The organism is Haloarcula sp. Atlit-120R (assembly GCF_003665885.1).
GTDB lineage: Archaea > Halobacteriota > Halobacteria > Halobacteriales > Haloarculaceae > Haloarcula > Haloarcula taiwanensis.
Window position 1 is genome coordinate 435,121 of the sequence record NZ_QPLN01000001.1, and the last position, 12,591, is coordinate 447,711.

General features: G+C 66.8%; 13 protein-coding genes. 7 read left to right on the top strand and 6 right to left on the bottom strand.

All coding sequences use genetic code 11. The features are described from left to right. Positions 1–73: 73 nt before the first annotated feature. The 3 genes from dcd to DVK01_RS02350 are packed head-to-tail and all read left to right on the top strand — an operon-like array spanning position 74 to position 2,205. Positions 74–661, top strand: a complete 588-nt coding sequence (gene dcd, locus DVK01_RS02340; protein ID WP_101350714.1) for a dCTP deaminase — start codon at positions 74–76, stop codon at positions 659–661. Continuing rightward, the gene (locus DVK01_RS02345; protein WP_101350715.1) at positions 662–1,558 is read left to right on the top strand and encodes a thiamine-phosphate synthase family protein; all 897 of its coding nucleotides are present in this window, start codon (positions 662–664) and stop codon (positions 1,556–1,558) included. After that, entirely contained in the window at positions 1,555–2,205 is a 651-nt protein-coding gene (locus tag DVK01_RS02350) for a class I SAM-dependent methyltransferase (RefSeq protein WP_121535240.1), read from the top strand. Before DVK01_RS02345 ends, DVK01_RS02350 begins: the two co-directional genes overlap by 4 nt. A gap of 18 nt (positions 2,206–2,223) precedes the next feature. Here the strand turns inward: DVK01_RS02350 and DVK01_RS02355 are convergent, their stop codons facing one another. From DVK01_RS02355 to DVK01_RS02380, 6 genes are all read right to left on the bottom strand, one after another. Beyond that, positions 2,224–2,985, bottom strand: a complete 762-nt coding sequence (locus DVK01_RS02355; RefSeq protein ID WP_121535242.1) for a DUF7001 family protein — start codon at positions 2,983–2,985, stop codon at positions 2,224–2,226. Positions 2,986–3,168: 183 nt separating this feature from the next. After that, positions 3,169–3,654, bottom strand: a complete 486-nt coding sequence (locus DVK01_RS02360; protein ID WP_101350718.1) for an HTH domain-containing protein — start codon at positions 3,652–3,654, stop codon at positions 3,169–3,171. Between the two features lie 131 nt (positions 3,655–3,785). Next, positions 3,786–4,718 (bottom strand): sulfide-dependent adenosine diphosphate thiazole synthase, encoded by a 933-nt coding sequence (locus tag DVK01_RS02365; RefSeq protein ID WP_058994571.1) that lies wholly within the window; start codon positions 4,716–4,718, stop codon positions 3,786–3,788. Positions 4,719–4,808: 90 nt separating this feature from the next. After that, complete coding sequence (locus tag DVK01_RS02370) at positions 4,809–5,597, bottom strand: hypothetical protein (RefSeq protein WP_121535244.1); 789 nt, start codon at positions 5,595–5,597, stop codon at positions 4,809–4,811. A 77-nt stretch (positions 5,598–5,674) separates the two neighbouring features. Then, entirely contained in the window at positions 5,675–6,133 is a 459-nt protein-coding gene (locus DVK01_RS02375; protein ID WP_121535246.1) for a hypothetical protein, read from the bottom strand. Between the two features lie 231 nt (positions 6,134–6,364). Then, on the bottom strand, positions 6,365–7,009 hold the full coding sequence (locus DVK01_RS02380) for a helix-turn-helix domain-containing protein (RefSeq protein WP_101350721.1): 645 nt from the start codon (positions 7,007–7,009) through the stop codon (positions 6,365–6,367). Positions 7,010–7,090: 81 nt separating this feature from the next. Between DVK01_RS02380 and hutU the strand changes: the two genes are divergently transcribed. The 4 genes from hutU to hutH are packed head-to-tail and all read left to right on the top strand — an operon-like array spanning position 7,091 to position 12,589. Further along, positions 7,091–8,839: a urocanate hydratase gene (gene hutU, locus DVK01_RS02385; RefSeq protein ID WP_121535248.1), complete on the top strand. Its 1,749-nt coding sequence runs from the start codon at positions 7,091–7,093 to the stop codon at positions 8,837–8,839. Beyond that, positions 8,836–9,759 carry a formimidoylglutamase gene (gene hutG, locus DVK01_RS02390; protein ID WP_121535250.1) on the top strand — a complete coding sequence of 308 codons (924 nt, stop codon included), beginning with the start codon at positions 8,836–8,838 and terminating at the stop codon, positions 9,757–9,759. The genes hutU and hutG overlap by 4 nt, the downstream gene beginning before the upstream one ends. Then, positions 9,756–11,018, top strand: coding sequence for an imidazolonepropionase (hutI, locus tag DVK01_RS02395; RefSeq protein WP_121535252.1), 1,263 nt, complete (start codon positions 9,756–9,758; stop codon positions 11,016–11,018). The genes hutG and hutI overlap by 4 nt, the downstream gene beginning before the upstream one ends. Next, on the top strand, positions 11,015–12,589 hold the full coding sequence (gene hutH, locus DVK01_RS02400; RefSeq protein WP_121535254.1) for a histidine ammonia-lyase: 1,575 nt from the start codon (positions 11,015–11,017) through the stop codon (positions 12,587–12,589). Before hutI ends, hutH begins: the two co-directional genes overlap by 4 nt. The last annotated feature ends 2 nt before the right edge of the window (positions 12,590–12,591 follow it).

A 12,591-nucleotide genomic window follows, 5' to 3' on the forward strand; every position in this document is an offset into this window, starting at 1 on the left:
CTATCACGAAACCGGTGCGGCCACCGTTACGAGAACCGGGAGGTTTAGGCCCGCGGCCGCAAACGCCACTCTCATGATACTCTCAGATGCTGATATTCTCCGACGGCTGGAGCAGGGTGACCTCGTCGTCGAGCCGCTCGACGACCCGGACATCCAGATTCAGCCGGCCAGCGTCGACCTCCGTCTCGGCCGGGAATTCCTGGAGTTCCAGCACGCCAACATCCCCTGTATTCATCCGAACTCCGAGGACGAAGTCGCAGACTACGTCGAGGAAACCATCATCGAGGAGGGCGGGGAGTTTATCCTCCACCCCGGCGACTTCGTGCTGGGGACGACCCACGAGCGCGTCGCCATCCCTGACGACCTCATCGCCCACGTCGAGGGGCGCTCGTCGCTGGGCCGGCTGGCGATTGTGGTGCATGCGACCGCCGGACTCTGTGACCCCGGCTACGAGGGACAGATCACGCTCGAACTGTCGAACCTCGGCACTGCGCCGGTCGCGCTGACGCCCGGTATGCGGATCTCACAGCTCACGTTCACGGAACTCAAGACACCCGCCGACCGCCCGTACGGGGCCGAACGCGGCTCGAAGTACCAGGGCCAGTCCGGACCGCAGGCCAGCAAGATACAGGGGGACCGCGAGTTCGGAGGCGACCAATAGATGCGGTTCATCGAGGAGATCGTCGTCGACGACTTCCTGCCGACGTTTCGCTCGCTGCTGGCCGACGCTCTCAGGGAGCGCGGGCTGACACAGTCCGAAGTCGCCGACCTGCTGGGAATCAGCCAGAGTGCGGTCTCGAAGTACGTCCACGGCGACGTGGCGCGTCAGGAGGACTTGCTGGCCCACCGCGGGCTGGAAGAGTTGGTCGAGCGGCTGGCCGACGGGCTGGCTGACGGCGATATGAGTCCGGTACAAGCGCTGGTCGAAACGGAGGTGTTCATCCGCGAACTCGAACAGGGCGGCGTGCTGGCGCAGATACACGAGGACGCCGTCCCGGAACTGGGCGACTACGACGACGAGTTCGCCGTCCACGACCCGGACTCACAGCTCCGAGCAGCAGAACGAACGCTCGCGTCGGTGCGGCGCGGACTCAGTGTGTTGGAAAACACCAGCGGGTTCGCGACGCTCATCCCAGCAGTGGGGTCGAACCTCGTCCAGTGTCTCCCCGACGCCGAGAGCATCGAGGACGTGGCCGCCGTCCCGGGGCGGATTCTCGACGTGAAAGGGCGGGCAACGATTCCGGCAGACCCGGAGTTCGGCGTCAGCGAACACGTCGCGACGCTGTTGCTGGCGGCGCGGACCGCCGGGAGCGACGCCCGCGCGGTGTTGAACGTCCGGTACGACGACGGCGTCGTGGCCGCGCTGCGAGAGGCGGGCCGGACCGTCGTCGAGTTCGACGCCGAGGAGCGCGTCGAACCAGCCGTCGCAGCCGCGCTGGCCGACGACCCGGGCGTCGACGTGCTCTATCACACCGGCGCGATGGGTATCGAACCGGTGGTGTACCTGCTCGGGGACGACGCCGTCTCGGTCGCTGAAACGGCCCGCGAAATCCTGTGACCGACGCGCAGTCGTTTTACGGCCGGTGGGCGCGGGTGTACGACTGGATAGCGAATGCACCCGGTGTGACGGCATGGCGCGACAGGACGGCGGAGGCGCTGGCGCTCGCGCCCGGCGATACCGTCGTCGAGATGGGCTGTGGCACGGGGGCGAACGTGCCGGCGCTCCGTGAGCGAGTCGACCCGTCGGGTCGGATCGTCGGCGTCGACGTGACGCGGGCGATGCTCGAACGCGCACGCGAACACGCCGCGCGGACGGGCGGGACCGTACACTACGTGCAAGCCGACGCCGCCCGACCGCCTGTTCGAGAGGCGGACGCCGTCCTGGCGACGTTCGTTGCCGGCATCTTCGAGGATCCCGCGGCAGCGGTCGATGCGTGGTGTGACAGCGTCGCCCCCGGCGGCCGTGTCGCCCTGCTGAACTTCCAGCGGAGTCCCAGCGCCCTCGCCGCGCCGCTGAACCTCGCGTTCGAGGGGTTCGTCCGGCTCTCAGCGCCGGGGACGCGGCTGTCGCGGCGGTCACACGCCAGCGCGTTCGAGCGGCGGGTCCGGGCGGCCCGGGAGCGACTCACCGAACTGACCGTCGACAGGCGCTACGAGGCGCTCGCCGGGGGATACCTCGGCCTGCTGAGCGGGACTGTGCCCTGACGGGCGCGGGCCGAACCGCTACGGTCGGTACCGTTCAGCGTGCGCCGGACAGAACTCGGGCTTCCGTAGCTGTGCAGCGACGACGCCGGGCTGGCGGTGGGGGTTGTGGAGCCGACAGGTCTCCACGTCACAGAACGCCTCGCCCGTGTCGAGGTAGTGGTACGCCTGCAGGACGTAGCCCTTGAGCGCCTCGGTCGTCCGCGGGTCGTCCTCGACGAGAAACTCCCCCTCGACCTCGTTTTCGAGCACCTCGCGGGGCGGCGTACCGCCGGAGAGCAGGGCGTGTTTCTGCTGTTCCTTGTAGTACTGCTCGGGCTTTGCGGGGGCCTCGTACAGCCCCGGCACCGAGACGACCGCGGGCTGGCCGAGGACGTGCACGCGCTTGTGCCAGCGGCCGTCGTGGTCGCCCCAGGTCCCGACGACGCGGTCCAACAGCGGGACGTGGAGGTGGTCCAGCGACCGCTCGGACTCGGGGAGTCGCTCGTGGAGCGCCCGCTGGACGGCCAGCCCGTCGTAGATGACGCCGCCGGCCCGCTCGGGCGACTCTATGGCTCGCTCCTCGTAGCGGACGATGCCGAGCATCGTGTTCCCGGTCTCGCGATCGTACGGCGAGAGCACCCGCGCCTCCGCGAACGACTCCGCCAGGTCCGAGTCGCCATGCAACGAGAGAAACCGGTCCCGGACGGAGACAGTGGCCTCGACCCGTTCGTCGAGCCAGTCGGCGATCGCGTCGGCGTCGACGACCGCCGTCGGGGCGCGGTACAGCGTGACGGACTTCATTGTATTAGCCAGTGGTATCGTTGGGTAATACCATTTGTGTCTCGGAGACCCCCGCGCATTGAGACGGCGAACTGAAGAATCAGAGCGAACGGGTCGATGCGGCGCTACCGGTGAGAGACAGCCACCTACCGCAGTGCTGGCCAGAACCGCCACGGACAGTCTGTGACGTTCCAGTGGCGAGCACTACTTCGGTTCGTGCGGGAGTGCCGTCGGGTCCGCAGTGAGCGCGTCGATGCAATCCGTGACCGACCATGTGGTTTCCCCGTCAGTACACGGGTATACCCCGACCAGATCGTCGTCTGCGTAGACGGCGACGGCTATCATCGGGAGTCGCAGCACCTCCGTACTGCCGCCGACGAGTAACGACGAGGTCCGCGTCTCAAAGGGCGGTCGGAGACTCAGTCCTCGTCTGGTCGCCCACTGTTCGTATCTGTCGACAGTCGCAAGCATCTCTCCATGCTCGCTCCGCTGGGACACGGGAATTTCCTCGGGCCACGTCTGAATATCGAAGTCATCGATAACTCCCGTTGCGGCGAGTTCTGTGAACCGGTCGATAGCTGTCGTTCGAGGGCCACAGACCGGTCGCCGACTCCAGAGCTGGACCGCGATCTCGCCGCCGACTGGCTCGTCAGACCCGTGGTTGTCGCTCCGCTGCATCTCTTCAGGCATTGATTGTCAATCACTAACAGAACTATCGCACGGTTGTATAATTGTTTGTATTAATGCGATATTATGGCCTGAATGGATTACTGAAACGTATAAAAGATGGGTTTTTTAAAACCAGTGACGTGGGAGGGGATTCAGTCGTCAGCCGGGGTTGCGTCGCGACTCGTGACGTCGACCGGCTCGGCATCGACTTCAAGCTCATCAAGCGCGACCTGCGCCGCGCGCTTGCCAGAGACGAGCATCGCGCCGAACGTCGGGCCCATGCGCGGGAGGCCGTAGGTCGTCGCGGTGGCCATGCCGGTGACGACGAGGCCGTCGTGGGCGAGGCCTGTGTGTTCGACGACAGCGTCTTCGCTCTCGCCGACCCACATAGAGTCGTGGCCGGGTGAGTCGTGGCCAGGCGCACCGTAGGTGTCGTCGTCGGTCTGGTCCATGCCGCTGGCTTCGTCTTCGAGGCCCGGCGCGTTGAGGACGCCGCGCTCGTCGAGTTTCTTGACGGCCATCGCGTCGTGGCCGGTCGCGTCGATGACGAGGTCGGCCTCGACGGCGATCGGGTCGACGCAGGTGATTTCGCGGGGTAGCGCGTGGACCGGCGTCCAGTTCATGACGATGCCTCCGACACGGTGGTCCTCGCGGATGACGATGTCGGTGAACTCCGTCATGTTCTGCATCTTCGCGCCGGCGTCGCAGGCGGCCTTGATGAGGCCGGAACAGGCCTCAGGCCCGTTGGCGACGTAGAGCCCCTCGCTGTCTTTGGACTGTTTGTGGTCGACGTCGAGTTCGTCGAGCACCTGCTGGGCCGGGTCGCGGACAGTGACCTTGTTCATCAGGAAGCCACCGAGCCAGAAACCGCCGCCGAGGTAGTTGTTCTTCTCGACGACCATCACCTGCACGCCGCGCTCGGCGAGTTCTTTCGCGGCCATCAGCCCCGAGGGGCCGCCGCCGACGATAATCACGTCGGAGTCCGAGAAGTCCATGAACTCCTCGGTCCACTCCTGCCCGATGGCGCGTGTGACTTCCGCCTCGCCGACGTCGCTGAACTGTTCGAATGAGTCGGAATCGCTCATACCACTTAGTGATATTTTGCGGTGATACATAGTCGTTCTGATGCAGACACCAGTCGCTGTCCGCACAGTAGCAGGAGAAAAGACCCGCCGTCAGCCCCAGGCACTCAGTCCAGTGACGGTCAGTACGTCCGTACCGCCATCGGGCTGGCAGACGGCCCACCGTGAGCTGTCCGCGTTTTCGGGGAACAGGTGCTCAGGGACCAGCGGCATCGGCACGGGCGGGTAGCCGCCGCGCCGCATCGCTGTCGGACCGGGGAACCGTTCGATTACGTCGCCGCCGGCTGTCACCTCGAACTGCCCGTTATCCGCCCGGCGGTAGGCGTGCTGGAAGGCGTGGCGACCGGCCTCGGCGAGCGAGTCGACGTGTTCGAGAACTGCGATCACCTCCGTCCCGACGCCGAGTTCGAGTCTGGGCCGACCCTGATCAACTCTGACTTCGCGCCACTGGAGGTCACTGGCGGGGGCTCGCGCACAGGCGTAGGTTCCATCTGAGAGCGGGACGCGGTCGGGGCCATTGTAGAACTGCCGGCCGTCAGGGCCGTCGGCGGCGAGACAGGCGGGCTCACCCAGGATGGTAGCGACCATCTGTGTCAGTGTCGTTCCCATCGCCTCCGTTGACGGGACCACGAACAGGCAGTCCCGGCCCTCCCGAACCGCGTCGACGAACCGGGGAATGAGTCCATCGGGGCCGACGTTGGCTTCGGTCAGCGGCTCGATAGCGACGGGGCGCGGGTCTGTGGCATCCACGAGACCGACCGCGTCGTCGTTCGGCGTCGCGAGCGCGGGCGGTCCGCCGCTATCGTCACGCACCGCCACATCGTAGCCGGCCCGCTCACACAGCGAGACGCCGTGGTCTCGGACTGATGGGTAGATGAGCATTCGCCATCTATACGGGCGCTTCCCGCTTGAACCCTCGCCCCTGATAGCGGGGTGTTGCGTGGGCTATCGGACCCTGCTCAGGTAGTCGCGGTAGCAGCCAGCGTCGAGAGCGTATCGGCGGTCCGTAGGTTCTCAATAGTGCAGTACCACGCCCCTCGGAGGCCGTGCTGGTCGTTCTCGACAGGACTTCCGAGCGGTACGAGGTCGGCCAGTTCGAACACTACGACATCGTCCGTCTCCGAGAACGGGTCGATGAGGGCGGCCCAATCGTCAGCGTCCATCGGTCCCGGGCCGCCACGGGTCTGCTCCGTTCTGGCGGTCACCGGAGCGTAGTGCGTGACCGCCGATACCGGGGCAGTCCGGTAGAACGCCATGTAGTCGAACGGTTCTGTCGTTCGGTCATACGACTCCGGAGACGGGTAGAAACCCTGCCGACAGCGTTCGAACGTCTCCGTCTGCGCGGCGACAACACAGACCCTGGCCTCGCCGGGTGCGTCGTCGGCCGGCGTGTCGTCGGTAAAGCGGTCGAGGTCCATACTCGGCCCTTCGCCCGGACACGGAAATACACCCCGCCAGCGGCAGCAGGACACTGATGTGGACGCAGACCTGCATTACTGCTATGGCACAGCTACTCGTCTGCCAGCAGTGTGACACCGGCTTCGAGTATGACGCGACGGCGTTCAGCGCGACGTGTCCGGACTGCGGGCATCGATACCATCCCCGAACAGGGTGCTGCTAGGACAGCGTATTGGTCGCACCCGCCGTCGCTACAGGTACCCCACCAGCGCGTCGGCCAGTTTCTTTTCGGCGCGCCGCAGGTGGTCCTCCGCAGTTCGGCGCTGGACACCAACACGGTCCGCAATAGCCGCCGTCGTCGTCCCGCGCGGCAGTTCGTAATACCCCTGCTCGTATGCCGTCAGGAACACCTCGCGCTGGCGTGGCGAGAGCGACGGGACCACGTCGCCAACGGTCACCAGCGGCGCGTCGGGCGTCAGTGATCCGACCTCGCGTTTCGACTCGACAGTGACCTCGAACGCCGACGCTAATGACCGGTACACCGCCGACAGCGCCTCGGAACTGAGCCCCAGCGCTCGAACGAGCTTGTGCCCCTCCGCGTACCGAAGTGGCGGCACGAGCAGACACCCCTCGTCGGCCAGATAGTGCTCGACGGTATCCGCTAAGTGTACCTTCAGACACGCCTCTGTGACCAGAACCTGCCCGTCATCTGTTTCGAGGCGCTCGGCGACGCCGACAGTCTCACGGACCTGCTCGACGACCGGCCCGACATCCCCTCCGCGGACGTAGAGGAGGTCGCTGTGGTCGGTACACCACAGCTCGATTCGCGTGCCCGTCCCGTCGGTCGCCGCCTCGTAGGCCCCGTCACCGGCCACCCGGAACACCGCCTCGTACATAGCAACCAATACACACATACATATAAAAACAGTTCCGCAAGGAGGGCCTCTGCTATCACACTCGGGCGCAAACAGGAGGGTATGGCACAGCAGTCTGGCCCAGACACCGGCCACGACGTCGGGACGCCCTCAGAACAGTGGCGCGAGTACCAGGGTGCGCCCACCGGCACTGATATCGAGTGTGAAGGGTGGCGACAGGAGGCCGCGCTACGGATGCTGAACAACAACCTTGACCCCGACGTCGCCGAGCAGCCCGAGAAGCTGGTCGTGTACGGCGGAACCGGGCGTGCGGCCCGGTCATGGAACGCCTACGACGCCATCGTCGACGAACTCCGCGAACTCGGTGCTACCGAAACTCTCCTCGTCCAGAGCGGCAAGCCGGTCGGTCGATTCAAAACCCACGAGAAAGCCCCCCGCGTCCTCATCGCGAACTCGAACCTCGTCGGCAAGTGGGACACCTGGGAGCACTTCCACGAACTCGAAGCGAAGGGACAGATCATGTACGGCCAGATGACCGCCGGTTCGTGGGCCTACATCGGCACGCAGGGCATCATCCAGGGGACCTACGAGACGCTGGCCGCACTTGCCCGGAAACACTACCCAGAGAACGACGGCCTTCGCGGGAAGATTGTCGTCACCGGCGGTCTCGGCGGAATGGGCGGTGCGCAGCCGCTCGCGGTGACGATGAACCACGGCGTCTGTATCGCGGCCGAAGTCGACGCGGACCGTATCGACCGGCGTATCGAGACGGGGTACTGCCAGGAGAAAACCGACGAGCTCGCGACGGCCATCGAGCGCGCACAGGCGGCCGCGGCGAACGGTGAGCCCTACAGCGTCGGCGTCCACATGAACGCCGCCGACATGCTCGCGGAGATGTTGGACATGGGGTTCGTCCCCGATGTAGTGACCGACCAGACGAGCGCACACGACGAACTCGAAGGGTACTACCCCGCTGGCTACACTGTCGAGGACGCCGACCGGCTCCGCGAACGCGACCCCGAGACGTATGTCGCAGAGAGCCTCGATACGATGTCGCGACACGTCGAGGGCATTCTGGAACTGCAAGACAGGGGAGCCATCGCCTTCGAGTACGGCAACAACATCCGTGGACAGGTCGAGGACCAGCGCGACCTCGACAGCGCGTTCGACTTCCCGGGGTTCGTTCCCGCGTACATCCGCCCACTGTTCTGTGAGGGCAAGGGGCCGTTCCGCTGGGCCGCGCTCTCGGGCGACCCCGCGGACATCCACCGGACAGACGACACGGTCAAGGAGCTGTTCCCGGAGAAGGACGACCTCCACCGCTGGATCGACCTCGCTCAGGAGCAGGTATCCTTCCAGGGGCTCCCCTCGCGAGTGTGCTGGCTTGGGTACGCGACCGAGGACGGGCTGACCGAGCGTGCCCGCCTCGCGCTCCGCATCAACGAACTCGTCGCTGACGGGGAGATTTCGGCACCCGTCGTCGTTACGCGGGACCATCTGGATGCCGGGAGCGTGGCCTCGCCGAACCGGGAAACCGAGGCGATGAAAGACGGCACTGACGCCGTCGCCGACTGGCCGATCCTGAACGCCCTGCTGAACTGTGCCGCCGGCGCGGACATCGTCAGCGTCCACGACGGCGGCGGCGTCGGAATCGGCAACTCCCTGCACACGAACAACCACGTCGTCCTCGACGGGTCTGATCTCGCAGCCGAGAAGGCCCGCCGTGTGTTCACGACCGACCCCGGGATGGGCGTCATTCGCCACGCCGACGCCGGTTACGAAATCGCACAGGAAATGGCCGACGAGAACGACGTCGCGGTCCCGATGCGTGACCGCAACCGCGACCGATGACTGACCTGACAGCCCCGTCGCCGTGGACCGGCCCCTCCGGCGACCCGAACGACGAGCAGTTCGGCGACATCGTCGAGACGGCCACGCTCGCGACCGCGTCTGAGTACGACGCTGTACTGGTGGGAGAGCCGTACGATAGGGCCGTCATCGGACGGTCGGGCGCGCGTGCTGGCCCTGCGGCCCTCCGGCGCGAACTCGGTGGAACAAAGACCCATCACGTCGAACGCGGGCCGGTCCGCTCGGTCGCCGACCTCGGCGACATTGAGATTCCGGCCGGCGGTGTCGAACGGGTCCAGAACGCTGTCCGCTCGATGACGGCTGAGATTCACGCAGCGGGCGCAGTACCGGTGTTTCTCGGTGGCGACAACTCGCTGACGTTCCCGAACGCCGCGCCGCTGGTGGCTCACGAAACGGTCGGCGCAGTCAGCTTCGACGCCCACCTCGATTGCCGCGCCGTTCGGGACGAGCCGACGAGCGGGACGCCGTACCGGCAGCTGCACGATGCAGGCCTCGACGCACTGGCCGTTGTCGGCGCGCGCCACTTCGAAACCTCGACGGCGTACCACGACTACCTCGCCGAGCAGGGCGGGACAGTCCTGCCGCCGGCGTCGGTGGCCGGTGATCCAGCCGGCGCGGTGGACGACGCGCTCGACGCGCTTGGTGACGTAGACGCCGTCTATGTTAGCTTAGACCTCGACGTGCTCGACGCCACAGCCGCGCCGGGCGTGAGCGCGCCGACGCCGGGCGGCATCTCGACACGGGAACTGTTCCGGATGCTGGGCCGCGTGGCGTCGGACAATCGTATCGCCGGCTTCGAGGTAGTCGAGTGCGCGCCGCCGCTGGACGCCGGGGACCGGACCGCCCGCGCCGGGGCCCGCGCCGTCGCACACTTCCTCAGCGGCCTTGGAGGTGACCGATGACAACCCTCGATGCGGTGGTCTACGGCGCGGCCGAACTCGTCGCCGGCCCGGCAGCCGACGGCGGCAGTCTGGAGACCTACGAGAACGGCGCAGTTGCCATCGTGGACGGCACTGTCGCCGCTGTCGGTCCAACCACGGAGGTGACTGCCGAGTACCCGCCGGAGAACGCCGGGCACGCTGTCAATGCCGACGGTCAGGCCGTCGTTCCGGGCTTCGTCGACCCCCACACCCACGCGCTGTTCGCCGGCGACCGCTCGGACGAGTTCGCCGCCAAACTGCGCGGCAAGTCATATCAGGACCTCCTCGCAGCGGGCGGCGGCATCCTCAGAACGGTCCGAGCGGTCAGAGAAGCCGACGAGGAAACGCTGCTGTCGAACCTGCTGGCCCATCTCGACACCATGCTCGCTCACGGGACGACGACAGTCGAGGTGAAGTCCGGCTACGGACTCGACACGGAGACGGAGCTACGGATGCTCCGAGTTATCGACAGGGCCGACGACGTCCATCCCGTCGACGTGGTCCCGACGTTCATGGGCGCACACGCTGTTCCCGAGGGGTGGGACGCCGACGACTACACCGCGGCGGTCGTCGACGAGCAGCTTCCGGCTGTCGAATCGCAGGGCATCGCCGAGTTCTGCGACGTGTTCTGCGAGGAAGGGGTCTTCTCGGTCTCGCAGTCCCGACGGGTCCTCGAAGCAGGCGCGGCCGCGGGGCTGACACCGAAGGTCCACGCCGAGGAACTGGCCCATATCGGCGGGACGCAGTTGGCGGCGGACGTGGGCGCGGCCAGTGCCGACCACCTCCTGCACGCGACCGGCGAAGACATCGACGCGCTTGTCGACGCTGGCGTGACGCCGGTGTTGCTACCCGGGACAGCGTTCGGTCTCGGCGCAGCGTACGCGGACGCGACGGCGTTCCGCGACCGGGGTGCGCCCGTCGCGGTAGCGACGGACTTCAATCCGAACTGCCACAGCCACAGCATGGGCTTTGCGCTGTCGCTGGCCTGCGTCGAGATGGGACTGACGCCGGCCGAAGCGCTGGTCGCTGGGACGAGCCACGCCGCGCTCGCACTGAACAGGACCGGCGGACTTGGGACGCTTCGTGCGGGTGCGCCCGGTGACGTTGTCGTCCTTGCCGCGCCGAGTCACGTCCACATACCCTACCAGTACGGGACCAACGTCGTCGACACTGTCCTGAAAGACGGCTCAGTCGTCAGCACCCCAACGCATGAGTCATACGACCGGGAGGTCAACCCATGACCGCCGAAGTTGTCCTCGACGGCGAGTCGCTCACGCCCGCCGACGTGGTCGCCGTCGCCCGGAACGGCGCGACCGTCACGGTTGCCGAAACCGCTCGCGAGCGAATCCGTGAGTCCCGCGAACGCGTCGAGAGCGTGCTGGACAGCGGCGAGGCGGTGTACGGCGTCACTACCGGCTTCGGCGATCTCGTCGACGAGCGCATCCCACACGCGGACCTCGACGACCTCCAGCGGAACCTCCTGCGGAGCCACGCCGCCGCTGTCGGCCGGGAGTTGACGACTGCGGAGGTCCGGGCGATGCTGGTCACGCGAGCGAACACGCTGGCGAAGGGGTATTCCGGCATCCGCGAGTCCGTCGTCGATCTGCTGGTGGCGATGCTCGACGCTGGTGTCCACCCGGTCGTCCCATCGCGAGGCAGTCTCGGTGCGAGCGGTGACCTCGCTCCGCTCGCCCATATGTCGCTGGTACTCATCGGCGAGGGGGAAGCCGAGGTGAAGGGGGACCGACTCCCCGGCGACGAGGCACTCGACGCAGCCGGCCTCGAACCGGTGACGCTCCGGGCCAAGGAGGGGTTGGCGCTCATCAACGGGACGCAACTGACCGTCGGCGTGGCCGCACTCCTCCTCGCCGACGCGGAACGGCTGGTCGCCGCCGCCGACATCGCCGGTGCGCTCACGACGGAGGTGACCCTCTCCTCGACAGTACCGTCCCACGAAGCCATCACCGACGTCCGGCCCCACGCCGGCCAGGCCGCGAGCGCGCGAAACATCCGGCGGCTGACGGCCGACTCCGATGTGGTCGAGTCCCACCGAAACTGCGACCGCGTGCAGGACGCCTACGCGATGCGCTGTCTGCCGCAGGTCCACGGCGCGGTCCGCGACGCCGTCGCCCATCTCCGGGAGGCCGTCGAGGTAGAACTCAACAGCGCGACCGACAATCCACTGGTATTCCCCCGCGAGGCGGTTGGGGACCGGGCCTCCGGCTCCGACAGCGCGGGCGTGCTGTCCGGCGGGAACTTCCACGGCGCGGTACTCGCCATGCGCCTCGACTATCTGACGAACGCGCTCACCGAACTCGCGGCCATCTCGGAGCGCCGGACGGACCGGATGCTCAATCCGAATCTGCAGGAGCCACACCTCCCGCCGTTTCTCACCGAGCGAAGCGGCGTCCGGTCGGGCTACATGATCGCACAGTACACCGCTGCCGCACTGTTGAACGAATGTCGGTCCTTTGGCCGGCCCTCGATGGACAACACGCCCGTCAGCGGCAATCAGGAGGACCACGTCAGCATGAGCGCGCAGTCGGCCTATCTGGCCCGAAACGCGGCCCGAAACGCCGCCGCGATTCTCGGCGTCGAGCTGTGCTGTGGGGCACAGGCCGCTGATTTCGTCGACGATGCCCTCGAACTGGGCGTCGGTTCGGCCGAGGCCTACGACGCCGTCCGTGCAGTGGTCCCGAAGCTGACCACAGACCGACCGGTCCACGAGGACATCGAGGCCGCGGGCGCGCTTGTCGAGTCACCGGCCTTCACCGAGCGGGTTGCTGCGGCCCTCGACGAGGAGCTAGAGTGAGC